The 25,849-nt window shown below is 58.1% G+C and carries 16 protein-coding genes, 4 tRNA genes and 1 riboswitch; of the genes, 7 read left to right on the forward strand and 13 right to left on the reverse strand.

From position 1 onward, the window contains the following. The first annotated feature begins 352 nt into the window (after positions 1 to 352). Positions 353 to 4,489: a CheR family methyltransferase gene (locus PMI36_RS15850; RefSeq protein WP_008071810.1), complete on the forward strand. Its 4,137-nt coding sequence runs from the start codon at positions 353 to 355 to the stop codon at positions 4,487 to 4,489. Between the two features lie 839 nt (positions 4,490 to 5,328). Beyond that, positions 5,329 to 11,238 (forward strand): VCBS domain-containing protein, encoded by a 5,910-nt coding sequence (locus tag PMI36_RS15845; RefSeq protein ID WP_008071814.1) that lies wholly within the window; start codon positions 5,329 to 5,331, stop codon positions 11,236 to 11,238. 83 nt (positions 11,239 to 11,321) lie between these two features. On the opposite strand, the gene PMI36_RS15840 is transcribed toward PMI36_RS15845, so the two are convergent. Further along, positions 11,322 to 11,398: transfer RNA gene (locus tag PMI36_RS15840), tRNA-Arg, on the reverse strand. Between the two features lie 292 nt (positions 11,399 to 11,690). Here PMI36_RS15840 and PMI36_RS15835 point away from each other — a divergent pair. After that, positions 11,691 to 11,924 (forward strand): hypothetical protein, encoded by a 234-nt coding sequence (locus PMI36_RS15835; protein WP_008071816.1) that lies wholly within the window; start codon positions 11,691 to 11,693, stop codon positions 11,922 to 11,924. Between the two features lie 23 nt (positions 11,925 to 11,947). Next, the gene (locus tag PMI36_RS15830) at positions 11,948 to 12,127 is read left to right on the forward strand and encodes a PA3371 family protein (protein WP_008071818.1); all 180 of its coding nucleotides are present in this window, start codon (positions 11,948 to 11,950) and stop codon (positions 12,125 to 12,127) included. Here the strand turns inward: PMI36_RS15830 and phnN are convergent. Continuing rightward, entirely contained in the window at positions 12,102 to 12,674 is a 573-nt protein-coding gene (phnN, locus tag PMI36_RS15825) for a phosphonate metabolism protein/1,5-bisphosphokinase (PRPP-forming) PhnN (RefSeq protein ID WP_008071819.1), read from the reverse strand. The genes PMI36_RS15830 and phnN overlap by 26 nt on opposite strands. A 387-nt stretch (positions 12,675 to 13,061) precedes the next feature. Here phnN and PMI36_RS15820 point away from each other — a divergent pair, with 387 nt between their 5' ends. Beyond that, entirely contained in the window at positions 13,062 to 13,388 is a 327-nt protein-coding gene (locus PMI36_RS15820; RefSeq protein ID WP_003178899.1) for an Arc family DNA-binding protein, read from the forward strand. A gap of 260 nt (positions 13,389 to 13,648) precedes the next feature. Here PMI36_RS15820 and mgtE read toward each other — a convergent pair whose 3' ends face one another. Next, positions 13,649 to 15,091 carry a magnesium transporter gene (mgtE, locus tag PMI36_RS15815; RefSeq protein ID WP_008071822.1) on the reverse strand — a complete coding sequence of 481 codons (1,443 nt, stop codon included), beginning with the start codon at positions 15,089 to 15,091 and terminating at the stop codon, positions 13,649 to 13,651. A 321-nt stretch (positions 15,092 to 15,412) separates the two neighbouring features. Here mgtE and PMI36_RS15810 point away from each other — a divergent pair, with 321 nt between their 5' ends. Then, positions 15,413 to 15,928, forward strand: a complete 516-nt coding sequence (locus tag PMI36_RS15810; RefSeq protein WP_008071824.1) for a hypothetical protein — start codon at positions 15,413 to 15,415, stop codon at positions 15,926 to 15,928. 19 nt (positions 15,929 to 15,947) lie between these two features. Here the strand turns inward: PMI36_RS15810 and PMI36_RS15805 are convergent. The 7 genes from PMI36_RS15805 to ltaE form a co-directional block, all read right to left on the reverse strand. Then, positions 15,948 to 16,024 (reverse strand) — tRNA-Arg (locus PMI36_RS15805). Positions 16,025 to 16,095: 71 nt separating this feature from the next. After that, positions 16,096 to 16,172 (reverse strand) — tRNA-Arg (locus PMI36_RS15800). A 107-nt stretch (positions 16,173 to 16,279) separates the two neighbouring features. Next, positions 16,280 to 16,370: transfer RNA gene (locus PMI36_RS15795), tRNA-Ser, on the reverse strand. 62 nt (positions 16,371 to 16,432) lie between these two features. Continuing rightward, on the reverse strand, positions 16,433 to 16,621 hold the full coding sequence (gene csrA / locus PMI36_RS15790) for a carbon storage regulator CsrA (protein ID WP_002554426.1): 189 nt from the start codon (positions 16,619 to 16,621) through the stop codon (positions 16,433 to 16,435). Positions 16,622 to 16,807: 186 nt separating this feature from the next. Continuing rightward, on the reverse strand, positions 16,808 to 18,049 hold the full coding sequence (locus PMI36_RS15785; RefSeq protein ID WP_008071826.1) for an aspartate kinase: 1,242 nt from the start codon (positions 18,047 to 18,049) through the stop codon (positions 16,808 to 16,810). Between the two features lie 90 nt (positions 18,050 to 18,139). Next, on the reverse strand, positions 18,140 to 20,761 hold the full coding sequence (gene alaS / locus PMI36_RS15780) for an alanine--tRNA ligase (RefSeq protein ID WP_008071832.1): 2,622 nt from the start codon (positions 20,759 to 20,761) through the stop codon (positions 18,140 to 18,142). Positions 20,762 to 20,907: 146 nt separating this feature from the next. Further along, positions 20,908 to 21,912 (reverse strand): low-specificity L-threonine aldolase, encoded by a 1,005-nt coding sequence (gene ltaE / locus PMI36_RS15775; protein WP_008071833.1) that lies wholly within the window; start codon positions 21,910 to 21,912, stop codon positions 20,908 to 20,910. 291 nt (positions 21,913 to 22,203) lie between these two features. Beyond that, a riboswitch (FMN riboswitch) is annotated at positions 22,204 to 22,373 on the forward strand. A gap of 115 nt (positions 22,374 to 22,488) precedes the next feature. Here ltaE and PMI36_RS15770 point away from each other — a divergent pair. Beyond that, entirely contained in the window at positions 22,489 to 22,998 is a 510-nt protein-coding gene (locus tag PMI36_RS15770) for a 6,7-dimethyl-8-ribityllumazine synthase (RefSeq protein ID WP_008071834.1), read from the forward strand. 157 nt (positions 22,999 to 23,155) lie between these two features. Here PMI36_RS15770 and astE read toward each other — a convergent pair whose 3' ends face one another. From astE to astB, 3 genes are read right to left on the reverse strand one after another with little or no spacing between them, the layout of a single operon-like run. After that, complete coding sequence (gene astE / locus PMI36_RS15765) at positions 23,156 to 24,166, reverse strand: succinylglutamate desuccinylase (protein ID WP_008071835.1); 1,011 nt, start codon at positions 24,164 to 24,166, stop codon at positions 23,156 to 23,158. A 12-nt stretch (positions 24,167 to 24,178) separates the two neighbouring features. Next, a complete protein-coding gene (locus PMI36_RS15760) occupies positions 24,179 to 24,469 on the reverse strand; it encodes a hypothetical protein (RefSeq protein WP_007904718.1) in 291 nt (96 codons plus the stop codon). Positions 24,470 to 24,489: 20 nt separating this feature from the next. Further along, the gene (astB, locus tag PMI36_RS15755; RefSeq protein WP_008071836.1) at positions 24,490 to 25,836 is read right to left on the reverse strand and encodes an N-succinylarginine dihydrolase; all 1,347 of its coding nucleotides are present in this window, start codon (positions 25,834 to 25,836) and stop codon (positions 24,490 to 24,492) included. Between the last annotated feature and the right edge of the window lie 13 nt (positions 25,837 to 25,849).

A 25,849-nucleotide genomic window follows, 5' to 3' on the forward strand; every position in this document is an offset into this window, starting at 1 on the left:
CCAAAGGCAACTACACGGGCGAATTCAGCCTCGCGGCCTTTTTTGGCGCACAGATGATAGCGGGAGGCCATCGGCTATCAAGCAATTTCGCAAAAACCCGTGATGACAATTGCCGGCCGCCAGAAATAAAAATGACAACGACTGTTCGGGTTATCGGCCAGTAGTCGCGTTCCCTTGAAGCGGCAGGAGTGCAATTGCGCATTTGCTTGTCAAAAACTTATATCGGCCCATAAATGCGCGCTAAATAATTGAAGGCCTTATTGAAAAACGGGATTATTCTGTTTTATGACCCGCGCTTTTTATACCCGCTTGCATGCAAAGCGTTTTACATCGCCAGCAAAGGCAGAAAGAAATGACCACCACCCCCAAACCCTCGGCCCCGGCTCCCGAGCGACAGGCCTTGAGTCCCAGCACCCTGGACTTTCCGGTGGTGGGCATCGGTGCTTCGGCGGGTGGGCTCCAGGCCATTAAGTTGTTCTTCGAGAACATGCCCCACGACAACGGCATGGCGTTCGTGATCATTCTTCATCTGTCGCCCGACCACCAAAGCATCGCTGACAAGATCATCCAGGAATCGACCCGGATGCCGGTCCTGCAGGTCACCGAAACCGTGCCGATCGAGAAAAACCGGGTGTACGTCATCTCACCCGCGCAGCGGCTGACGATGAATGACGGCAACCTTGAAGTCAGTGAAAACGATCCGCAGCTGGGGCGCCACGCCTCGATCGATCTGTTCTTTCGTGACCTGGCCGACGTACACCAGGAACGCGCCTTTTGCCTGGTGCTCTCCGGCAGCGGCTCCGATGGCGCGGTCGGCTTGTCACGCATCAAGGAACAGGGCGGTATTACCGTGGCCCAGGTGCCGGAAGATGCCGAGTTCGACGGTATGCCACGCGCAGCCATCGAGACCGGCATGGTTGATCTCGTATTGCCCGTGGTCGAAATGCCGCAAAAACTGCTGGATCTTTGGCACAACTCCCAGGAAATCCGCTTGCCCATCCTCAACGAGCCGGAACATCAAACCATCGCCTCGGTGTCCGAGCGCGATGTTGCACTCGCCGAGCAAATGCTGCATGACATCCTGATCCAGTTGCGCTCCGGCACCGGTCACGACTTCAAGCACTATAAGCGCGCGACGGTATTGCGGCGGATCGAGCGCCGGATGCAGGTCACCGCCCAGCCAGACCTGAAAGCTTATTACCACTACCTGCAAAGCAATCCCGAAGAAACCAAAGCGTTGCTGGGGGACATGCTGATCGGCGTGACCAACTTCTTCCGTGATCGTGAAGCCTTTGAAGCACTAGAGCGCGATATCGTGCCGCAACTGGTCAGTGCCGCGGTCTCGGCGCAGCCTGAGAAAGAAGAAATCCGGGTGTGGTCGGCTGGCTGCTCCACCGGCGAAGAAGCCTACAGCCTGGCGATGCTGGTCAGCGATCAGCTGCAACTGGAGTCCAGCAAGGCTTCGCTGCAAGTATTCGCCACCGACATCGACGAGCGCGCCATCAGCTTCGGCCGGGCCGGTCTGTACCCGCAAGCGATTATCACGGATGTGCCGCCGACGCGGTTGCGGCATTACTTCATCAAGGAAGATGACCACTATCGGATTCGCAAGGAAATCCGCGAGAAAGTGCTGTTCGCCAAACACAGCCTGTTGTCCGACCCACCCTTTTCACAAATCGACCTGATCGTTTGCCGTAACCTGCTGATCTATCTGGATCGCGGCGTGCAACGCGAAATTCTGCAGATGTTCCACTTTGCATTGCGGCCCGGCGGCTTCCTGTTCCTGGGGTCTTCCGAAAGCGCAGACGCTTGCCATGAGCTGTTCACACCGGTAGACAAACGCAACCGGATCTTCCGCGCCAAGACCGGCACCGCCAATAGCCGACGCATGCCGACCGTGCCACGCGGTGGCTATGTGCGCACCAGCGTTTCGCAGCAGGCACCGCAAAGCGCCGTGCAGCGTAAACTTTCTTTCGCCGACATCCACCAGCGCGCCCTCGAACGCGCCGCCCCGCCGAGCATGATCGTCGACGCCAACGCCGACATCCTGCACATGAGCGAAAGTGCCGGGCGTTTCCTGCGGCATGTGGGCGGTGAGCTGTCACGCAACCTGCTGACGCTGATCCTTCCGGAGCTGCGCCTGGAGATCCGCACCACGCTGTTCCAGGTCCAGCAGAGCGGCCTGGCGGTCAAATCCCGCGAGGTGCCGATCAAGCGCGAAGATCGACGCTACAAGGTCAGCCTGGAAGCACAGCCTTACAAGGATGAAGAATCGGACGGCGAGTTCGTCCTGGTGATTTTCGAGGAAGTCGAAGTCGATCCTTCGCAAGTGACGACCACGACCCTGCTGCAAACCGAGAGCCAGGTATTGTCCAACCTGGAACGTGAACTGCAACGCACCAAGCTGCACTTGCAGGACACCATTGAACAATCGGAAGTCTCCAGTGAAGAACTGAAAGCCTCCAACGAAGAAATGCAGGCGATCAACGAAGAACTGCGCTCGGCCACCGAAGAGCTGGAAACCAGCAAGGAAGAGCTGCAATCGATCAACGAAGAGTTGCTGACGGTCAACTACGAGCTGAAAACCAAAGTCGAAGAAACCGACAAGATCAACGACTACCTGACCAACCTGATCGCTTCCACCGACATTGCCACGGTCTTTGTCGACCGCAGTATGCGGATCAAATGGTTCACCCCGCGCGCTACCGACATTTTCAGCATGTTGCCGATGGACACCGGCCGTTCACTGCTCGACATCACGCATCGCCTGCACTATGACGACCTGGCGAGTGACGCCGCCCAGGTATTCGAATCATTGAACATGATCGAGCGCGAAGTCAGCAGCACCGACAAGCGCTGGTACATCGCCCGTCTGCTGCCCTACCGCTCCAGCGAAGACCATATCGACGGCACCGTGCTGACCTTCATCGACATCACCAAACGCCGCGCGGCTGAAGAAGAATTGCGCCTGGGCGAAGAACGCATGCGTCTGGTGGCCGAGAGTACCCGCGACTACGCGATCATCACCCTCGATGAACAAGGCGTGATCACCAGCTGGAACAAAGGCGCCGAGCTGATCTTCGGCTACAGCAAGGCCGAAGCCGAAGGTGCCTACTACGACTTCATTTTTTCCGCCGAAGACCGCGCCTCCGGCGTGCCCGAAACCGAACTGCTGGGGGCTCGTACCCATGGCCGTTCCGAGGATGAACGCTGGCACCTGCGCAAGGACGGCAGCCGTTTCTATTGCAGCGGCGAGGTGACCCTGCTCAGCGGTGACAACCTGCGAGGCTATGTGAAAATCGCCCGTGACCTGACCGGCCACAAACGCCAGCATGAAGAGCAGAGCCAACAACTGGCCGAGACACTGAACACCAATTACCTCAAGGATGAGTTCTTCGCGGTCATGTCCCACGAACTCAAGCATCCACTGAACCTGATCCAGCTCAACGCCGAACTGCTGCGGCGCTTGCCGGTCACCAAGTCTGTGGCACCGGCCGCCAAAGCCGTCAGCACCATCTGCGATGCCGTCAGCAGCCAGGCACGGATCATCGACGACCTGCTGGACGTCGCCCGCGTCCGTACCGGCAAGCTCAAGCTGAAACCGGTGGCCATGGACCTGGCCGGTGTGCTGCGCGATATCCACACGGTCGTGCTCAATGATCGGCACAGCACCACCGTGGAGTTGCAAATACCGTCGGCGCCGTTGATGGTCTGCGCCGATCCGACGCGCCTGGAGCAGATCATCTGGAATCTGGTGAACAACGCACTGAAATTCACCCCACCCAACGGCCACGTGCAATTGATCGCCCGGCAGGCCGGAAATATGGCCCGCCTGGACGTCAAGGATGATGGCATCGGTATCGCGGCCGAGCACCTCGAACACGTATTCGACCTGTTTGGCCAGGCAGAAACACAGCACGCCAACCACCAACGCGAGGGGCTGGGCATCGGCTTGTCACTGGTCCGCCAATTGACCGAGGCACAACGGGGTACGGTTGAGGTGAGTTCACCGGGCGTCGGGGAAGGCTGTACCTTCAGTGTCTACTTGCCACTGGCCATCATCGAAGGAAAAACCCAAACCGAAGCTCAAATCGACGATGTGTCAGGAAGACTGAGCGGCTTGACGATTCTTTTGGTCGACGACTCTGCCGAGGTGCTGGAAACCTTGAAAATGCTGCTGGAAATGGAGGACGCCGAAGTCATTGCCTTCGATCGTCCGATGGCCGCTCTGGACGCAGCGAAGAGCACCCGTTTCGATGTGATCATTTCGGATTTGGGCATGCCGGTCATGAACGGCCATGAGCTGATGAGTGCATTACGTCAGTTGCCGCTTGCCAAGGATGTGCCGGCCATTGCCCTGACCGGCTATGGCGCCAGCAGCGACATTAAAAAGGCCCGCCAATCGGGTTTTGACCAGCACATTGGAAAACCGGTTTCCTACGATGACCTGATCACAACCATCGAGACTCTGCGGCAGTCCCAGGCCTGAGGCCCCGGCCACCATATCCCTCGCTCGCTGAGCGCCCCACTCCAATGCCGCGCAGTAAGGTACATCGCGGCCTCTGTCGTGAAACTCCTCCCCCATCAAAATCCCATGGCTATCGTAAACACCGATGAACACCTGGGTGACACCCTCATGACTCACACGCGCCCGCACATGTCCGATTTATCCTTAACCGACCTGCATCAGGCTCTGGCGGGGCCTTTTTAACACAGAACGCTGAAATCTCAGGGGCGTCCCAGCACCGATAAAACACAGCCAGCCCATGCCGCATAAGGGTTTCAGATCATTTGAGCCGCACCAGTATTGAGTGCCTTCAGTCCCTTCGCCAAAAACAGATCGACGTAATATTGACACCTAAACATCCACTTGTCGGAATATTGGCACATGGCACCGTTTCATCCGGTTAACACCTTTACAAAGCCTGAGCCCACAACTAAACACCTATCAAACTGATATCAGGAAAGGCCGTACTCCTGAGTCAGGGTTATCCCAAGACACGGCCTCATTCAGCCATTACTTCAGGAGTCCCTTCCACATGGGAGCTCTCAGATTACTGCGCGCCGTGCGTAATGCAGCCCCAGGTTCGGGCCCACGTTCGCCCAACCTGACCTGCGATCCGCTCCTCGAGTGCGGCGAGCTTTTTCACCCCCGCAGTACCCGCGCGCCTCTGCCGGCAGCGCTTGTCCCGTCAGCTGGCCGACGATGTCCGGCGCCCCCCTCGCACCACTCTTGAACGACCTGAGCGGTGCAAGAACGGGACTTCGCCCTCTTAGCAGTCCCTAGCGATTCTAAAAATAAAAAAATGGCATTTTCGGGAGAAAGACATGGCTACCACCACAACTACCAGCGGCGGCACCGTTACTTCGCTTTCCAACACTCCGCAGGCGCAGGACGACATTTTCACTGCCGGAGTTATTGGCACGAGCACCGCGGCCATCACTGAAGACCTGCTGGGCGTCGTGTACCTGGACGTCATGTCCAATGACCTCGGCGGCAGCGCAAAGACACTTTGGTCACTCGATGACGCGACCAGTCTTTCTACCGCCACCAAGGTTTATGCTCCGGCCGACCTGCTGGTCCAGGACACGGGCAGAATCGAGGCGACGAGTACTGACACCAGTTTCAATGGTGCAAAGATCTGGATTACCTCCGATGGCAAGGTCGGCTACGACGCCGCTACGTTGTCGACTGCGTTCAAGGCACAACTCCAGGCGCTGGCAGCTGGAGGATCCCTGACGGACAGTTTTACCTATGCGATTCGTCTGGGTAACGGCACGCTCAGCTGGGCTACCGCGCAGGTACAGTTCGCTGGCATGAATGACAGTGTGACGATGAGCCTCGGCGCACAGGCCAGCACGGTAACCGAAGATGCGACCACGACTCCGAGCACCACTGACTCGCTGAGCGCGACAGGCACTATTGCTTTTAGCGATGTAGACCTGAGCGACACGCATACCGCCTCTTTCGAGGCTGCGGGAGGCAATACAACCGCGCTGGGCACCTTCGTCCTTGCCCCCGTGACCGAAGCAGCCAACACCGCCGACGGCTCCGTTAACTGGACTTACACCCTCAATAATGTGGCAGCCCAGTCCCTGGCCCAAGGTCAGACGGCTACCGAAACTTATGTGGTCACCATCAATGACGGGCATGGTTCGTCGACCACGCAGAATGTGACGATCACCATCACCGGCACCAACGACCAGGTGCAGATCACCAGCGGCGTACAAGCCGGCGATGCCGGGGAAGACAGCGGCGACTACGCAGCCAGCGGCAACATCACCTTCACCGACGTCGACCTGATCGACACCCACAGCGTCACCGTCACGCCGGGCGCTTCCGGCTATCTGGGCAGTTTCACCACTGATCCACTGAGCGACAGCACCGGCACGGGCAGTGGTTCGCTGGGTTGGAACTTCGCGGTGAACAACACCGCCCTGCAGTTCCTCGGCGAAGGCCAGATCGTCACCCAAACCTATAACGTGGCGATTGGCGACGGCGCGGTGCAGACCGTGACCATTACTATCACCGGTACTAACGACCAGCCGACGCTGACGATCGCCGACAGCAGCGGCGCAATAAACGAAGGTAATGGCACCGCCACGCTGAGCGACAGCGGTGCACTGAGTTTTGCCGATGTGGACAACATCGACGTGGTGACTGTGTCGCACACCTCCAATGGCAACATCGCCTGGAGCGGCGGCACGCTCAATGCGGGCGTGGCTTCGGCACTGGTGGCCGGTTTCTCGGTCGATCAGAACAGCTGGGACTACAGCAGCAACCAGAACCTCGACTTCCTCGGTGCGGGTGAAACCATCACCTTCTCGTACACGGTGGTTGCCACCGACAACAGTGGCGCGGCTAATGCTGCTTCGGCGACGCAGACTGTGACCATCACCCTCACTGGCACCAATGACGCACCCGTGCTCAGTTTCGCGACAGACAACGATATCGGTGCCGTGCAGGAAGACACCACGCTCAGCGTGAGTGGCCAGTTCAGTTCGGCCGACATCGATCACGCGGCCACCGCGACCTGGAGCATCGCCGGTACGGATACCGGCACTTATGGCTCGATCGCCGTCGACAACACCGGAAAATGGACTTACACCTTGGCCAATGGCACCGATGGCGTCACCAGTGCGGTGCAGTCGCTGGGGGCTGGCGAAAGTCACGATGAAGTGTTCAGCGTGCGGGTCAGCGATGGCCTGGGTGGCGTCGACACTCAGTTGGTGACCGTTACCGTCAGCGGCACTAACGACGCCGCCGTGTTGTCCTCGGCCAGCGTCACGCTGACCGAAACCAATGCTCCTCTGACCACCAACGGCACCCTGACCATCAGCGACATCGACAGCGCCGCGACCTTCGTCACGCAGACCAACACCGCCGGCAGTTATGGCCAATTCTCCATCGGCACTAATGGTGCCTGGAGCTACGTCGCCAATAGCGCCCACAACGAGTTCGTCGCCGGCACCACTTACACCGACACTTTCTCAGTCAGCAGTGCCGATGGCACCCTCACTTCTGTCACCGTGCATATCCTCGGCACCAACGACGCTGCGGTGTTGTCCGCCGACATCGCTAACCTCACCGAAACCAATGCCCCGCTGACCACCAACGGCACGCTGAGCATCAGCGATGTCGACAGCGCCGCGACCTTCGTCACGCAGACCAACACCGCCGGCAGCTACGGCCAATTCTCCATCGGCACTAATGGTGCCTGGAGCTACGTCGCCAATAGCGCCCACAACGAGTTCGCCGCTGGCACCACCTACACCGACACCTTCGTCGTGAGCAGTGCCGATGGCACCCTCACTTCGGTCACCGTCCACATCACCGGCAGTAACGACGCCGCAGTGCTGTCCTCAGCCAGCGTCACGCTGACCGAAACCAATGCCCCACTCACCACCGGCGGCAGTCTCACCGTTAGCGACATCGACAGCCCGGAAACCTTCCAGGCCCAATCCGCTACCGCCGGCGCCAACGGAACCTTCGCCATCGATGCCGCGGGTAACTGGAGCTATACCGCCAACTCGGCCTTCGATGCACTTAATGTCGGCGACAACCTGACCGACACCTTCACGGTACTCAGTGCCGATGGCACGGCGACCTCGGTGGCCGTCACCATCAAAGGCAGTAACGACGCCGCCGTGCTGTCCTCGGCCAGCGTCACGCTGACCGAAACCAATGCCCCGCTGACCACTGCTGGCACCCTCACCATCAGCGACGTCGACAGCCCGGAAACCTTCCAGGCCCAATCCGGTACCGCCGGCGCCAACGGAACCTTCGCCATCGATGCCGCGGGCAACTGGAGCTATACCGCCAACTCGGCCTTCGACTCACTTAATGTCGGCGACAGCCTGACCGACACCTTCACGGTACTTAGCGCCGACGGCACCGCGACTGCGGTGACGGTGACCATCAACGGCAGCAACGACTCGCCGACGATCACCTCCAACGGCGGTGATACGACGGCTTCGGTCAGCGTGGCGGAGAACACCACGGCAGTTACAACGGTGGTAGCAACCGACGTTGATCTTCCGGCACAAACACTGAGCTACAGCATCGTCGGCGGAGCGGATGCCGCGAAGTTCTCGATCGTTTCAGGCACAGGCGCGCTGAGCTTTATCTCTGCGCCCAACTTTGAGGCACCGACTGATTCGGGAACCAACAACGTCTATGACGTGATTGTGCGGGCATCGGACGGCACGTTGTTTGACGACCAGGCGATCGCGGTGACCGTGACGGGGGTCAACGATAACTCCCCGGTGATCACCTCCAACGGTGGTGGTGCGACGGCTTCGGTCAACGTGGCGGAGAACACCACGGCGGTCACGACAGTGACGGCGACCGATGCTGATCTTCCGGCGCAAACCCTGAGCTACTCGATCCTGAATACGGCCGGGACGGACTTCAGCAAGTTCTCGATCAGTTCAAGCGGGGTGCTGACGTTCAATTCGGCGCCGGATTACGAGAATGCCCAGGATGTCGGTGGTGCTGATGGTGACAATGCCTATGTTGTGGACGTTCTGGTGGCGGACGGTAATGGCGGAACCGACACGCAGACAATTACGGTAAACGTGCAGAACGTAGTTGAGACTCCGGTTGATATGACACCGCCAGAATCACCGACTGGGCTGACTTACAACAAGAGCGGTGGCCCAAACCATAAGCTTTCAGGGAGCGCCGAGGCAAATTCATCCATTAAGGTTTACCTGGACAATGGCAACGGTGTATTTGGCGCCGGCGACACAGAAATTGGGACCGGTACGACCAATACCGGCGGTCAATTTGCCAATATTGATCTGGATGGCAAGTTTACGGGTACCAAGACGCTATTTGTCACGGCTACGGACGCGGCGGGCAACGTTAGTGCTGCAACAAGCATTAGCCTGACTTACCCTGCGGGAGTGTCCGGAGAAGCGATAAACCTTGCGATTGCCGATCCATCAGCAGGCCTGATTGACAGCTTTGTTGTCACAGTTACCGACGTTCCGTCGAATTGGACTCTAAACACCGGAACCAACAACGGCGACGGCAGCTGGACCGTGCAGACCAGTGATCCCGGCGCATTGACCGTGACAACACCAGAAGGCTTCACGGGCGCCGCGGTGCTCCATATCAACATGACCTGGACTAACGCCGACGGCAGTATGGGCAGTTCCTATGTGTTCAATAACGTCGAGGCCTTTGCCCCCGACGCGCCAATCTTCGCCTTGTCCGCTGACGATAACCTGACTGGCTCGTCCGGTGCAGACACTTTCGTTTTCGCCCAGCCGATCGGCAACAACCAGATCTACAGTTTCGACGTCACGGCAGACAAGATCGACCTGATCGGCTTTGCGGGCGTCACCGGTTTTGCTGACTTGAGCATCACTAACGACGCCAACGGCAATGCCCTGGTCAGCATCGGCTCCGGCCAGTCAGTCACCCTCAAAGGGGTGGATGCCGCTGACTTGAGCGAAGCGAACTTCCAGTTCGATGTGGATCCGGTCATGACCAATACCGGTACCCTCACCATTGCCGACGGCGCGATCATGCCGTTCGGTGGCAGCATTCATAACAGCGGCACCATCGAACTCGGCTCCACCGGCAGCGAGACCAATCTTGAGATTCTGTTCCGCGGTGCGACCTTGACCGGTGGCGGCCAGGTATTGCTATCCGACAGCGCACAGAACGTGATTTTCGGTGGCAGCGCCGACACCGTGCTGACCAACGTCGACAACCGCATTTCCGGCGCCGGCCAGTTGGGCGCCGGGCAGTTGGTATTGGTCAATGCAGGCCTGATCCTGGCCAGCGGACTGAACAGCCTGGTGCTCGACACCGGCACCCACACCATCACCAACAGCGGCGTGCTGGAGTCCACGGGTGAAGGCGGTATGACGGTAGCCAGTGCGGTCGAAAACTCCGGTCACTTATGGGCCAACGGTGGCGACATGCGCCTGCTGGCCGACGTGATGGGCAACGGCAGCGCCACCATCGACGGCGACGCGACCCTGACCTTTTCCGGCGCAGCACACGGGTCCGTCGCCTTCCACGGCGAAGGCGCGGGCACACTGGTAATCGCACAGGCCGAAGCGGCGGGTTCCTTGGTCGGCATCCTCGGTCTGGAAAGCGATGACATGCTGACCTTCGGCGATCTCGCCTTCGGCGCCAACACCCAGCTCAGCTACAGCACCAACGCCTCTGGCAGCGGCGGCCTGCTGACGGTGGACGACGGCATACACCGGGCCGAGGTGAACCTGCTAGGGCACTACACAGTAGAGGACTTCCAGGTCACCGACGGCGAGGCCGGTACCCAAGTCAGTTACAACGGAGCATCCAGCGGCACACTCGTGGGCAGCATGGCGGCAGACGTACTCAGTGGCGGCGACGGCAACGACATCCTGGCGGGTCGTGGTGGGGAGGACACGCTCAGCGGTGGCGCGGGAGCCGATATGTTCGCCTATCTCAACGCGGCGGAAGGCGGGGACACCATCCTCGACTACAACTTCGCCGAAGGCGACGCACTCGACCTCTCTGCCCTGCTCAGCGCCAACTTCGTTAGCGGTATCAGCCAGGCGTCCGACTTCGTCCAACTGGCGCAATCAGGCAGCGACATCACCGTGAAGGTGGATGCCGATGGTGCAGCCAATGGTACGAACTTCGCCGATGTGGCGGTTCTTGCCAACACGGGCACAAGCGGTACCGATCTGGTGCGCACCTGGTTTGGGGAGGCTGACCATACGTTGACGGCTTGATGTTGGGCTGGAGACAAATCCACCGCTGCAGACAGCCACAAAAAAGCCCCACCAGATCACTCTGCGTGGGGCTTTCAAATAGGTGGTGTCCCAGGGCAGGTTCGAACTGCCAACCTTCCCCTTAGGAGGGGGATGCTCTATCCAATTGAGCTACTGAGACACAAGTCGCCCGCAAAGAAATGCGCAGCGATGGACGGCGTGCATGTTAACGGGCAGGCCCGCTTTTGTCATGTCGTCCGTAGGGCTTTTTAAGTGTAGGCAGACGCCTCACGAGAGCGTGGCTTTGTTTACCGTGCAAATTGCATCACCGCAAAATGCCATCATTGCAAAATGCAATGTTGGCATTTTGCAAAAATATCTTAATTCGTTGTTTTTAAAGGATTTAATAGCCGTTAAACTTTTGGCATGCAGGCTGCTTCGGCTGTTCTCACAGAACACAGGAGGTCAGCCCCATGAACAGCGCTCTGTTAGTCGCAAACGCGGTCGCTTTGGCGGTTCTGGTGGGTTTTCATTTCTTCCCCGAAAACGATGTTACGACGATTGCTCAACGCATCCCCCATTACCTGCAACTGCAAAAAACACCGCAGTTGGCAGTCATGAGCGATCAACGCGGTTTTGTCAGCCAAGAGGTGAGCCAAGAGACTATTCAGTTGCGCACACAGTCTTTCGAACGCTTGGTATTTTGAAATCACCCCATCAGGAGCACAGCATGTCTAAATCAGCCGCAGGATTTTTCGTCCTCGCCTTACTGAGTGGCATCCTTCATTTGTCATTGGTCGGGGACACGGTCGTCACCCTGCCCCTGATTGCTTGCGCCGTGTTCGGTACGCTGTTCGTGCTGGCGCTGATCGCCGGGCGCAAGATCAAGTTCGATCCGGTTTTGCGCTGAGGTTCAGCAGCTCCAGAAGATTGGCGACAGTTACAGTAAGGTCGCCGGAGTTATCGAGTTGACAGATCTGCATACCATCGATTGACTCATCAACCGTAAACAGCGCATTACGGCGCAGTCTTGCTTCAATTTCTGCCGGGCTCTCACGCCCCCGCCGTAAAAGGCGCTCGCGCAGGGCTTCATCCTTGACAGTCAATAGCACCGGCAATAGCGTGGGATAGCGCTGTTGCGCTTCTGCCAGGTGCCCGCGCGAACCGTTGATCAACACATCGCGACCGTCCGCGAGCCATTGGTCTACGCGCACAGGAATACCGTAATTGAGCCCATTGGCCTGCCACGACAGCGCAAAATCTCCTTCGGCCCTGCGTTGTTCGAACTCTTCGCGGGACACCTCGATGGCGTCTTCACCCACCGATTCCGCCGAGCGTGTGATAACGCGACGCACGACTTCACAATTGCGTGCGCGCAGCGGCTCGCGAGCGGCTTCGATAAGGCTGTCCTTGCCGGATCCCGAAGGCCCCATTAAATAAATAAGCCTGCCACCCATCCTGAAATCATCCCGCGCCATTCGCCCAGACTAGTAAATCGGCCATTTGCCACTATCCTGTATAAGGTAAGGAACAAGGATCGAATCCGCATAGCATGCACCTTCAGGCGTCTTCGGGCATCACCTGTCGGGCAAGAGGACGCGGTTCAGCGATACGGACTCATGGATTATTTTCAAACCAGTCCGCATTTCTGGTAATAGGTGCTGGCATTAAGCCTTTACCCAGATCAATATTTGTCACAGAATTGACGCCAATGATCTGGCTAATTTGAGGCATGATGCGCGCCTCTATCAATTCAGGTTGAACATTTGGCCGGAGTGCTTGTCCTATCTGACATCCTGCGGCCTATCCCGAGAACCGCTCCCCTGAACTAACCGGTTAAATATATGCGCCCATTGAAACAGGCAATTTATTCCAGCCGTACGGCTGACAAGTTCGTCGTACGTCTGCCAGACGGAATGCGTGAACGCATTGCCGAGGTGGCTCGCAATCATCATCGCAGCATGAACTCCGAAATCATCGCGCGCCTTGAGCAGAGTCTTATTCAGGAAGGCGCGTTGGGTGAAGAATTGAGCATGCGCCTGGACAGCCCCGAGTTGTCATTGCATGAACGCGAACTGCTGCAACGCTTCCGCCAACTCTCCCACCGTCAGCAAAACGCTCTGGTTTCGCTGATCGCCCATGACGCCGAAATGGCCGCAGACGCTTCCTGATTCATCCCGAAAGCTCAAGCCAGCGTAATTGCTGGCTTTTTTTTGCCTGAAATTTGGCTAAAAAAAACCCGCCGATCGGGCTTCAATGCCAGTCAGTCAAGGCGCGAAACCTGTGGGAGCGGGCTTGCTCGCGAAGGCGATGTGTCAGGCAACATCAATGTTGACTGTGCCGCCGTCTTCGCGAGCAAGCCCGCTCCCACATGGATTGCGCTTAACTGACTGGCCTTGGCCAATCAGGCAGGTTCTTTTAAAGCAGGACATCAAAGCAGGAAAATCGTCGCCAGCCCGAGGAAGATGAAAAAGCCACCGCTGTCGGTCATGGCAGTGATCATCACACTGGCACCCATTGCCGGGTCGCGCCCAAGCCGCGCCAGGGTCATCGGAATCAAAACCCCCATCAACGCCGCAAGCAGCAAATTAAGCGTCATGGCGGCGGTCATCACCACGCCCAGGGACCAACTGCCATAAAGCAAATAGGCCACCACACCAATCACGCCGCCCCAGACCAGACCATTGATCAGGCCAACCGCCAACTCCTTGCGCATCAGCCGCGACGTATTGCCGGTACTGACCTGGTCCAGCGCCATGGCCCGAACGATCATGGTGATTGTCTGGTTACCCGAGTTGCCACCGATACCGGCAACGATCGGCATCAATGCCGCGAGTGCTACCAGTTTCTCGATGGATCCTTCGAACAAGCCGATCACCCGGGATGCAATGAACGCGGTGATCAGGTTTATCGCCAGCCAGGCCCAACGGTTGCGCAGGGACTTCCAGACTGATGCGAAAATATCTTCTTCTTCACGCAGACCCGCCATGTTGAGAACTTCGTTTTCGCTCTCTTCACGAATCAGGTCGACCATTTCATCGATGGTCAGACGACCGATCAGCTTGCCGTTCTTGTCGACTACCGGCGCCGAGATCAAGTCATAACGTTCGAATGCTTGCGCTGCCTCGTAAGCATCTTCATCCGGATGAAAACTCACCGGGTCGCTGGCCATGACTTCCGACACCTGCTTTTCCGGGTCGTTGACCAGCAGACGCTTGATCGGCAACACACCCTTGAGCACGCCGTCGTAATCGACCACGAACAGTTTGTCGGTGTGGCTTGGCAGTTCTTTGAGACGACGCAGGTAACGCAAAACCACTTCGAGACTGACATCCTCACGGATAGTCACCATCTCGAAGTCCATCAGCGCACCGACCTGCTCCTCGTCATAGGACAACGCGGAGCGGACGCGCTCACGCTGTTGATTATCGAGGGTTTCCATCAGCTCGTGGACGACGTCTCGCGGCAGCTCGGAGGCCAGGTCAGCGAGTTCGTCGGCATCCATGTCCTTGGCCGCCGCCAAGAGCTCGTGATCGTCCATGTCGGCGATCAGGGTTTCACGAACCGAATCGGATACTTCGAGCAGAATGTCGCCGTCGCGATCAGCCTTGACCAATTGCCAGACTGTCAGGCGATCGTCCAGCGGCAAGGCTTCAAGGATGTAGGCAACGTCGGCGGAGTGCAGATCATCGAGTTTGCGTTGCAACTCGACAAGGTTTTGCCGGTGAACCAGGTTCTCGACCCGGTCGTGATGCGGACCTTCCTGGCGATGAGTCAGGTCTTCGACCACTCGCTGGCGCTGCAGCAGCTCAACGACTTGAGCGAGGCGGTCCTGCAAGCTTTCCTGCGTTTTCTTTACTTCAGCTTCAGACATAGGCGAACTCCACTCCCAGCAGCGGGGCACGCCGGAAGGATCAATCAGTCAATTCATGATTGTAAAAACGGGATAACGAGTAACTACTGGGTAAGTCCATGGAGGTATTCCACAAGCCCCGGCGGGGCTGACGGGCGCAATGATAACACCGCCTGACGGTTTTAAACGTTAAAAAATCGCGGCTGAAACAAGTGCTTGCGAGATAAACCTGAGCGCCATCCTGATCCATGAAACTGCGACGACTCATCCTGAAAAGAAAACACACCGCCGCCTGAAAATGTAATGACTACCCTTGATGAAGACCGTCATGGAGGACGTCGAATGCCATCGATTGCTCATTATTTGCTTGCCACCCTGCTCTGCCTGCCGCCCCAAGTGCTCGCCACGACCGTTCACCGGTGCGAAGCCGCCAATGGGCACATCACCTTCACAACCTTGAGCTGTACGACAGGAGAAAGCCTCTCAGCACACGACGTACGCACGTTCCCGCCAGGCAGCGTGACGCCCCTGATGCCTGAGGCCGAGTATCGCGAAACATCAGGTACGAAATTGCAAAGGAGAGAGCCGACGGTGGTTGGTCAATCCGAAGGCATATGTGGAGATCTGCTCAGCGCGAAGGAACGCCGCATAGCGATCATCAATCAGCGGGTCGTTGCCGGCATGAGCCAGCAGGACGTCGAAAGTGCGCTCGGCAAACCCGACAAAATCACCACCCGCAATTCAGCCACAAGCTATCGCTACGACAACAAGCGAGGGCGCAGTGCTCATATCGAGTTTGACGAGAAAGGTTGCACCAAAGGAAAAGCCAAATCGCAGACGGCAAAAAGCCCGCGTTAAACGCGGGCTTTTTGGTTTTTGGTGCACTCGACAGGATTCGAACCTGTGACCGCTCGGTTCGTAGCCGAGTACTCTATCCAGCTGAGCTACGAGTGCATTTGTGTTTTTATACCAGATCACAACTGGTTGAAGCCAAGTTATTCACATTACTGCAAACAACTCTTAAATGGTGCACTCGACAGGATTCGAACCTGTGACCGCTCGGTTCGTAGCCGAGTACTCTATCCAGCTGAGCTACGAGTGCATTTGTTGCCGCGCATTATAGGCCGTTGAATCTATTTGTAAAGCACTTTTTCTAGTAATTTCAACAACTTACCGAAGAAGCCAGATTACAACGTACTACGCAAATAATGGCGGAGAACGGGGGATTCGAACCCCCGACACCCTTTTGAGGTGTACTCCCTTAGCAGGGGAGCGCCTTCGGCCACTCGGCCAGCTCTCCGCAACACGGGGCGTATCTTAACCAACCTTTTCCCCGTTTGCAAACATAAAAAACGATAAAAATTAATGGCTTGGTTCTTCGTCCTTCTCTTTCTTTATACGCAGGTAAATTTCTTCACGGTGCACAGCAACCTCTTTCGGGGCGTTGACACCGATACGCACTTGATTTCCTTTAACGCCGAGCACGGTCACAGTGATTTCGCCATCACCAATAATCAGGCTTTCTGCGCACCGACGAGTCAGAATCAGCATACCTTTCTCCTCACGCATTTCATTTCAGGGACAACAGTCTGCAAAAAAAAGGCATTCGACCTACAACCAGAACGATCGCAGCCCTACATGCCTGAGTATTGACTAGCGCGAGCAAAAGAACAGTTTTGGTACGCGCCATTCAAAAAAACGAAGGGCGCGGTCAGACCGCGCCCTTGGGGAAACGCATTACTCGCCCTGTCGGGCCGGCGCATCCAGCTCGAAAGCCGTGTGCAGTGCGCGCACAGCCAGTTCCAGGTACTTCTCTTCGATCACCACGGACACCTTGATTTCCGAGGTCGAGATCATCTGGATGTTGATGCTCTCTTTCGCCAGGGATTCGAACATACGGCTGGCCACACCTGCGTGGGAGCGCATGCCGACGCCGACGATCGAGACCTTGGCGATCTTGGTGTCGCCAACGACTTCACGGGCACCGATCTCACGAGCGGTGTTTTCCAGCACGGTTTGCGCCGCCTGGTAGTCGTTGCGGTGCACGGTGAAGGTGAAGTCGGTGGTGTTATCGTGCGCAACGTTCTGCACGATCATGTCGACTTCGATGTTCGCGGCACTGATCGGGCCGAGAATCTTGAACGCCACGCCCGGGGTGTCTGGCACGCCACGGATGGTCAGCTTGGCTTCATCGCGGTTGAAAGCGATGCCGGAAATGATCGGCTGTTCCATGGTTTCCTCTTCATCAATAGTAATGAGGGTGCCCGGACCCTCCTTGAAGCTGTGCAGTACGCGCAGCGGAACGTTGTACTTGCCGGCGAATTCCACCGCACGGATCTGCAACACCTTGGAACCGAGGCTGGCCATTTCCAGCATCTCTTCGAAGGTGATCTTGTCCAGGCGCTGAGCCACGGACACCACACGCGGATCGGTGGTGTAGACGCCGTCGACGTCGGTGTAGATCTGGCATTCGTCAGCCTTCAGGGCTGCCGCCAGCGCCACGCCGGTGGTGTCGGAACCGCCACGACCGAGGGTGGTGATATTGCCGTGCTCGTCGACGCCCTGGAAACCGGCGACAACCACCACACGACCGGCCTTCAGGTCACCGCGAATCTTCTGGTCATCAATCTGCAAGATACGCGCTTTATTGTGCGCGCTATCCGTCAGAATCCGTACCTGATTGCCGGTGTACGACACCGCTGGCACGCCACGCTTGATCAGCGCCATGGCCAACAGTGCAATCGTCACCTGCTCACCGGTGGATACGATCACATCCAGCTCACGAGGAACCGGCTGACCGTCGCCACTGATTTGCTTGGCCAGATCGATCAGACGGTTGGTTTCGCCGCTCATTGCAGACAGCACAACCACCAGGTCATCGCCCGCCTCGCGGAATTTCTTAACCTTGTCGGCGACCTGCTCGATTCTCTCGACAGTGCCGACTGAGGTGCCTCCAAATTTCTGTACGATCAAAGCCATTTCAAAGCCGCCTCTGCCCATGAAGGGCGCCCAATAATCACTCAAACAACGTTCTGGCCCGCCACTAGACCGCGAGCCAGACACATTGCCTTATAAACCCTGCTCTACAAATGGAACGGTCAGGGCCAATGCGGCATCCAGTGCGCCAGCGTCAATACCACCGCCCTGCGCCATGTCTGGACGACCACCGCCCTTCCCGCCCACTGCCGCAGCAGCCTGCTTCATCAAATCACCGGCTTTGAGTTGGCCAGTCAGGTCTTTGGTCACGCCTGCAACCAGAACGACCTTTTCCTCATGGACACTGCCGAGCAGGATCACTGCGCGGCCGAGTTTGTTTTTCAATTGATCGACCAGCGCCAGCAGCGCTTTGCCGTCCTGACCGTCCAGACGCACGGCCAGCACTTTCACGCCTTTGACGTCCAGGGCAGAAGCCGACAGATCGTCGCCCGCCGCGCTGGCCGCCTTGGCCTGCAACTGCTCGAGTTGCTTCTCCAGCAGACGGTTGCGCTCCAGCACAGCCGACAGCTTGTCGATCAGGTTATCGCGGCTGCCCTTGACCAGGTTGGCCGCTTCCTTGAGTTGTTCTTCTGCCGTGTTCAAGTAGGCCAGCGCAGCTGCACCGGTCAATGCCTCGATACGACGCACACCGGAGGCCACACCGCCTTCGCTGATGATTTTCAGCAGGCCGATGTCGCCGGTACGGGTGGCGTGGATACCGCCGCACAACTCGACAGAGAAATCGCCCATGCTCAGCACGCGTACGCTGTCGCCGTACTTCTCGCCGAACAACGCCATGGCGCCTTTTTGCTTGGCGGTTTCGATGTCGGTTTCTTCGGTTTCAACTTCGGAGTTCTTGCGAATTTCGGCGTTGACGATGTCTTCCAGCGCCTTCAACTGTTCAGGCTTGATCGCCTCGAAGTGGCTGAAGTCAAAGCGTAGACGCTGACTGTCGACCAACGAGCCCTTCTGCTGAACGTGCTCGCCCAGTACCTGACGCAATGCAGCGTGCAGCAAGTGAGTGGCGGAGTGGTTCAGCGACGTCGCGTGACGCACGTCGGCATCGACATGAGTCTCGACCGGAGCGCCAACGATCAGGCTGCCCGAATCCAGTACACCGTGGTGCAGGAACGCGCCGCCGGTTTTGGTGGTGTCGCGCACGTCGAAACGCGCAGCGCCAGCCTGCAGGAAACCGCAATCACCAATCTGACCACCGGATTCGGCATAGAACGGGGTCTGATTGAGAACGACCACGCCCTCTTCGCCTTCGCTCAGCACGTCAACCGATTGCCCGTCTTTATAGAGAGCAACGATTTTGGCGGAACCGCTGTGAGCGGTGTAACCGGTGAACTCGGTGGCCACATCAACCTTGACCAGGCTGTTGTAGTCCATGCCGAAGGAGCTGGCGGAGCGGGCACGGACGCGCTGGGCTTCCATTTCGCGCTCGAAGCCTTCTTCGTCGATGGTCAGGCTGCGTTCGCGAGCGATGTCGCCGGTCAGGTCCATCGGGAAGCCATAAGTGTCGTAAAGCTTGAACACTACATCGCCCGGCACCACGTCGCCTTTGAGTTCGGCCAGATCCTGCTCGAGGATCTTCAGACCCTGTTCCAGGGTCTTGGCGAATTGCTCTTCTTCGGCTTTCAGGACGCGCTCGATGTGCGCCTGTTGGGATTTCAGCTCAGGGAATGCTTCGCCCATCTCGGCGACCAACGCCGCAACGATCTGGTAGAAGAAGCTGCCCTTGGCGCCCAGTTTGTTGCCGTGACGGCAAGCGCGACGAATGATCCTGCGCAGCACATAACCGCGACCTTCGTTGGACGGCAGCACGCCGTCGGCAATCAGGAAGCCGCAGGAACGGATGTGGTCAGCCACGACTTTCAGCGAAGCCTGAGCATCGTTGGTGCAACCGATCGCCTTGGCCGATGCAATCAGCAGGCTCTGGAACAGGTCGATTTCATAGTTCGAGTGAACGTGCTGCAGCACGGCACTGATCCGCTCCAGGCCCATGCCGGTGTCCACCGACGGCGCTGGCAACGGGTGCAACACGCCATCGGCGGTGCGGTTGAACTGCATGAACACGTTGTTCCAGATTTCGATGTAACGGTCGCCGTCTTCTTCCGGCGAGCCCGGTGGGCCACCCCAGATGTCGGCGCCGTGATCGTAGAAAATCTCGGTGCAAGGACCGCATGGGCCGGTATCGCCCATGGTCCAGAAGTTGTCGGACGCGTACGGCGCGCCCTTGTTGTCGCCGATGCGAACCATGCGCTCGGCCGGCACGCCGATGTCTTTGGTCCAGATGTCGTACGCCTCGTCATCGCTGGCGTAGACGGTGACCCAGAGCTTTTCTTTGGGCAGGTTCAGCCACTTTTCGGAGGTCAGGAAGTTCCAGGCGTAGGTTATGGCGTCACGCTTGAAATAATCACCGAAGCTGAAGTTACCCAGCATCTCGAAGAAGGTGTGGTGACGGGCGGTGTAACCGACGTTTTCCAAGTCGTTGTGCTTGCCGCCGGCGCGCACGCATTTCTGGCTGCTTACAGCGCGGGTGTACGCGCGCTTTTCCTGGCCCAGAAAGCAGTCCTTGAACTGGTTCATCCCCGCGTTAGTGAACAGCAGGGTTGGGTCGTTGCCCGGAATCAAAGAGCTGGAGGCTACACGGGTGTGGCCTTGCTCTTCGAAGAAGCGAAGGAAGGCTTCACGGATTTCTGCGCTTTTCATTAGGTTCTTCCACGGAGGCTGCGGCCAAAGGCCTGTGCGAAACGTCAACAGACGAAGCGACGGCAAAGGGCCGCATTATATCGGCGTTAGTGACTAGGTACAGTGTGTTTGTACGATACAAACAGTCAATTGGACGGCTAACACGGTCAGTTGTGAGAAAAGTCGGTAAATGTGGCGACGACTTGCTCGATTTGCGCACGACTGACGTCCATGTGCGTGACCATTCGCAGACGACCGGCAGCGCTGAGCTTGATCCCGCGTGTCGCGGCAAAAGCCTTGATCGCTTCGGCCTTGTCGCCCATCTGCACGTAAACCATGTTGGTCTGCACCGGCTCGACCTCATAGCCCACTGCTCGCAGGCCTTCGGCCAGCTTTTGTGCGTTGGCATGGTCATCGGCCAGGCGCTGAACATGGTTATCCAGCGCATACAGCCCCGCCGCGGCGAGAATCCCGGCCTGGCGCATGCCGCCGCCGACCATCTTGCGCAGACGTCGCGCCTTGGCGATCAACTCGACCGAGCCGCACAGCACCGAACCGATCGGCGCACCCAGACCTTTGGACAGGCAAACCGAAACCGAATCGAAATACTGAGTGATCTCCCGCGCATCGACACCCAGCTTGACTGCCGCGTTGTAAAGTCGTGCGCCATCCAGATGCAGCGCCAGGCCGTTTTCCAGAGTGAAACGGCGTGCCCGGGCCAGATATTCCAGCGGCAAAACCTTACCCTGCATGGTGTTTTCCAGCGCCAGCAAACGAGTGCGGGCGAAGTGGAAGTCATCCGGCTTGATCGCGGCGGCGACCTGCGCCAGGTCCAGCGAACCATCGGCCTGCACTTCCAGCGGCTGCGGCTGGATCGAACCGAGCACTGCCGCGCCGCCACCTTCGTACTTATAGGTGTGAGCCTGTTGTCCGACAATGTATTCGTCACCGCGATCGCAGTGGGCCATCAGACCGAGCAAGTTGCTCATGGTGCCCGTCGGGACAAACAGTGCCTGGGCAAAACCCAGTCGTTTTGCCAGTTCGGCTTCCAGACGGTTGACCGTCGGATCTTCGCCATAAACGTCGTCACCGGTGGCTGCATTGGCCATCGCGTCGAGCATCCCTGCGGTCGGTTGGGTGACGGTGTCGCTGCGAAGATCGATAACGCTCATGAGTCTGGCCTCGGTAAGCAGGGAAAATCCCTTTTCAGGAAGGAATTACTGCGGTCATGCCGACAAATAATCAAGCCTTGCGCGAGGAAAAGACTGATTACGCCTTCGAAAAAGCGCAATCCATGTGGGAGCGGGCTTGCTCGCGAAAGCGGTGTGTCAGGCAACATCATTGTCGACTGGCAGTCCGTATTCGCGAGCAAGCCCGCTCCCACAGGTTCAGTGACAGGCATTGGCTATGCGCGCGCCGGAAATCTGTGTTAAAAACGCTTCGCCGCCAAAGTCTGGCGGCAAAAACGTTCTCAGGGCGGGGTGTAACTCCCCACCGGCGGTAATTGCGCGCAATGCGCCTAGCCCGCGAGCGCTTGGCGGCAGCACGGCAATGGCTGTGATGGCGGCAAGGTCAGCAGACCCGGTGTGATCCCGGGGCCGACGGTCATAGTCCGGATGAAGAGAGAACGGGATTGACGCCGCCTAGGCTCTATACCAAAGCGCCGTCCGCAGGCATTTGTGCCTGCGTACCCTTAAATCCCATTCGATTCATAACGCCCTGTTTTTCACATAAACAGGAGTCAGAACATGCAACCCACCGCAATCGATAGCAAAAGCAAAAACCATCAGGGCGAGCGCGTTGCGTTCATCCAGGCCTGCTGGCACAAGGAAATCGTCGATCAGAGCCGTAAAGGCTTTGTGGCCGAAATGATTGCTCAGGGTTATCAGGAATCGGACATCGATTTCTTCGAAGTCGGCGGCGCCTTTGAAATTCCGCTGCACGCCAAACTGCTGGCCAAGTCGGGTCGTTATGCCGGCATCGTCGCGGCGGGCCTGGTGGTCGACGGCGGCATCTATCGCCACGAATTCGTCGCCCAGTCAGTCATCAGTGGCCTGATGCAGGTACAGCTGGAAACCGAAGTACCGGTGTTCTCGGTGGTTTTGACCCCGCATCACTTCCATGCCGGCGAAGAACATCAGAAGTTCTTCTTCGAGCATTTCGTGCACAAAGGTCAGGAAGCGGCAAAGACTTGTGCGGATACGCTGCACAAGATGCGTGCGTTGCGTCGCAGCGAACCCCGCGCGGTAGCCGTCTAAACACAAAACCTGTGATTTGGGTGGGGGTCTTTGGCTTCACTCAAATCAAATGTGGGAGCGGGCTTGCTCGCGAAAGCGGACTGACAGTCAACAAATGCGTTGAATGTTAAACCGCTTTCGCGAGCAAGCCCGCTCCCACATTTGTTATGTGTTGTGCCTACGCGAGGTTTTCGTCGGTGGTCGGCACGATCAGGATGCCGGCGCGCAGGCCGTTCTTGACCTTGGGGTTCGGGAAGATGATCCGGGCGCCCTTCTCTTCGATGACCCAGCGGGTATTGGCGATATCCTCGGCCAGCACATAACCCACTTTCAACTCCGAAAAATTCTCGATATCCGTCGGCAGGTTCAGGCGGAAGCTATCGCTGTGCTTGATGACTTCCCGCGCGACGCTGAACAATTGCAAGCCATCCAGTCCGTCGTCGGTCATTGGCGGCTCGGTGCCTTCGATGATCTGCTTCAGGCGGGTTTCAAGAAGGCTGACGTTGACCCCATCGTTCTGCCCGAACGGCCGGGCCTTGCCCAACTCCAGGGTGAAGGACTCGGCATCGAGCTTGTCGTAGGTATAGGAGCTGAAGACGATGGAGGGTTTGTTCTGCAGCAGCACCGCTTCCATGCCGGCGGCGCGCAGGCGAGCCAGTTCCAGGCGTGAATGCTGACGACCTTCTTTCCAGGGGTACAGGGCGAACTGCTCGATTTTCGAGCCACGGATCGCCGTGTGCAGGTCGTAGTGCAGGCGATTGCGGTCCGGCAGGCTGAAGAAAGTCGCCGCCAGCCGCTCCAGCTCACAAGCGCGCAACGCCTCAGAACCACTGGTTTGTTCGTGCCGGCCGTTGAACAGCCGATTGACATCCTGCTCGATGAAACGCTCGCCTTTGCGAATCGCTTCCGGGTTCCCGAACAGGAACAGAATACGTGCGCACGGCTTCAAGTCACCGCGGGCGATGTCATGCAACAGGCGATCGAGCAGCTCGATCGGCGCTGTTTCGTTGCCATGGATGCCGGCCGATAGCAGCAGGTCCAGGCCATTGTCGCGGGCTTCAGGTGGCCGGACTTCCAGCGCACCTTCGCTCAACCAGCGCATCCGCACGCCTTCGACAGTCAGTTGAGTCTTCTCCGCCGGTTCGCGGCCGGCGAGGGTCAGTTCAAGCAGTTTGCCGAGGGCGAGCATAGAGCGGTTTCCTTAGTGGTCGTGATTGCAATCCGGGCCGTGTACGTGGTCCTCATCATCACCGACGTCGGCCGGTTCCATCTCCAGTTGCAAACTTACCAGATTAGTCGCCAATGGGCGCAGCAGCAGGTTGGCGTATTCAGCGTCACCTTCTTCAACGTCCACGCCGATCAGCAACTGGCCGCGGCCGTCCTGCTGGATCCACAGCTCTTTGCCTTGCCACATGACCGCGACGCGGGTGCAGGAAGTTTCCAGTTGCGTGCCGTCGGTGTCTTCAAGGATCAGCTGCAGGGTATCGCTCATGTGTTTTACGCTCTCGACGTTCAATTGATCTGGAATGGATAAACCGCGCCCAGTTTAAGGATTTGCGTCAGTTCATCCAGTGCCGTCCGGCACTCAAGCAGCAATTGCGGGTCCGCCAGATCGTTTTCGGTCATGCGGTCGCGGTAGTGCTTGTCGACCCATTCGGTCAATGTGCCGTACAACGGTGCCGTCATGATAACCCCTTGGTTGACGGCCGCCAGTTCGGTTTCGTTAAGTGCGACGCGCAACCGCAGGCAAGCCGGGCCACCGCCGTTCTGCATGCTCTGCTTGAGATCGAAAACTTTCACCTCGCGGATCAGGCCGCCAGAGCTGGTCAGACCTTGCAGATACTGCCAGACACGCTCGTTGCCACGGCACTCTTCCGGCACGATCAACAGCATGGAGCCGTCAGGACGCGACAGCAGCTGGCTATTGAACAGGTAGGAACGAACGGCGTCTTCCACGGTGACCGCGGAACGCGGTACGCAGATCGACTGAAATTTCCCACCGGCTTTTGCGAGTTTGCCTTGCAATTCAGCCAGCATCTGCTCGGTGTCGAGGAAGGCGTCCTCGTGATAGAACAGCACCTCGCCGTTACCCACCGCGATCACGTCGTTGTGGAACACGCCCTGATCGATCACCGAAGGGTTCTGCTGGGCATAAACCACGCCGTCATCACTCAGGCCGTGCAGACGCGCGACCGCTTGGGACGCTTCGAGGGTCTGGCGCGCCGGGTATTTCTGCGGCGATGGGTAACGGGTGTCGAACGCGCTGCGACCGAACACGAAAAACTCGACGCCAGCTTCACCATAGTCACGGCAGAAACGGGTGTGGTTGGCCGCGCCTTCGTCACCGAACTGCGCCACGGCTGGCAAAGCGGCGTGGTGAGCAAAGTGCTTCTGATCGGCGAACATCGCCCCCAGTACGCGGCTGGTGGTCGGGTGTTCGATGCTGCGGTGGTATTTGCAGTTCAGGTTGGCGGCGGTGAAATGCACGCGGCCATCCGCGGTGTCGGCGCTCGGGCTGACCGTGGCGGCGTTCGCCACCCACATGCTCGACGCCGAGCAACTGGCAACCAGCAGCGGCATGGCATCTTTGGCGGCGCGCTCGATCACCTGAGCATCGGTACCGCTGAAACCCAGTCGGCGCAATGCGGCTACGTCCGGACGCTCTTGTGGCGCCAAAACGCCTTGTTGAAAGCCCATTTCCATCAGCGCTTTCATCTTCGCCAAGCCTTGCAGCGCGGCTTCTTTCGGGTTCGAAGACTGCTGGCTGTTGCTCTGGGACGCGACGTTGCCGTAGGACAGGCCGCCGTAGTTATGGGTCGGCCCCACTAGACCGTCAAAATTGACTTCATAGGATTTCATCAGCGAGGCTCCA

Source organism: Pseudomonas sp. GM79 (assembly GCF_000282495.1).
GTDB lineage: Bacteria > Pseudomonadota > Gammaproteobacteria > Pseudomonadales > Pseudomonadaceae > Aquipseudomonas.

Excerpts from the sequence above, each read along its gene's own strand:
- PMI36_RS15850 (WP_008071810.1), top strand. The coding sequence starts at position 353 with ATGACCACCACCCCCAAACCCTCGGCCCCGGCTCCCGAGCGACAGGCC.
- PMI36_RS15845 (WP_008071814.1), top strand. The coding sequence starts at position 5,329 with ATGGCTACCACCACAACTACCAGCGGCGGCACCGTTACTTCGCTTTCC.
- PMI36_RS15835 (WP_008071816.1), top strand. The coding sequence starts at position 11,691 with ATGAACAGCGCTCTGTTAGTCGCAAACGCGGTCGCTTTGGCGGTTCTG.
- PMI36_RS15830 (WP_008071818.1), top strand. The coding sequence starts at position 11,948 with ATGTCTAAATCAGCCGCAGGATTTTTCGTCCTCGCCTTACTGAGTGGC.
- phnN (WP_008071819.1), bottom strand. The coding sequence starts at position 12,674 with ATGGGTGGCAGGCTTATTTATTTAATGGGGCCTTCGGGATCCGGCAAG.
- PMI36_RS15820 (WP_003178899.1), top strand. The coding sequence starts at position 13,062 with ATGCGCCCATTGAAACAGGCAATTTATTCCAGCCGTACGGCTGACAAG.
- mgtE (WP_008071822.1), bottom strand. The coding sequence starts at position 15,091 with ATGTCTGAAGCTGAAGTAAAGAAAACGCAGGAAAGCTTGCAGGACCGC.
- PMI36_RS15810 (WP_008071824.1), top strand. The coding sequence starts at position 15,413 with ATGCCATCGATTGCTCATTATTTGCTTGCCACCCTGCTCTGCCTGCCG.
- csrA (WP_002554426.1), bottom strand. The coding sequence starts at position 16,621 with ATGCTGATTCTGACTCGTCGGTGCGCAGAAAGCCTGATTATTGGTGAT.
- PMI36_RS15785 (WP_008071826.1), bottom strand. The coding sequence starts at position 18,049 with ATGGCTTTGATCGTACAGAAATTTGGAGGCACCTCAGTCGGCACTGTC.
- alaS (WP_008071832.1), bottom strand. The coding sequence starts at position 20,761 with ATGAAAAGCGCAGAAATCCGTGAAGCCTTCCTTCGCTTCTTCGAAGAG.
- ltaE (WP_008071833.1), bottom strand. The coding sequence starts at position 21,912 with ATGAGCGTTATCGATCTTCGCAGCGACACCGTCACCCAACCGACCGCA.
- PMI36_RS15770 (WP_008071834.1), top strand. The coding sequence starts at position 22,489 with ATGCAACCCACCGCAATCGATAGCAAAAGCAAAAACCATCAGGGCGAG.
- astE (WP_008071835.1), bottom strand. The coding sequence starts at position 24,166 with ATGCTCGCCCTCGGCAAACTGCTTGAACTGACCCTCGCCGGCCGCGAA.
- PMI36_RS15760 (WP_007904718.1), bottom strand. The coding sequence starts at position 24,469 with ATGAGCGATACCCTGCAGCTGATCCTTGAAGACACCGACGGCACGCAA.
- astB (WP_008071836.1), bottom strand. The coding sequence starts at position 25,836 with ATGAAATCCTATGAAGTCAATTTTGACGGTCTAGTGGGGCCGACCCAT.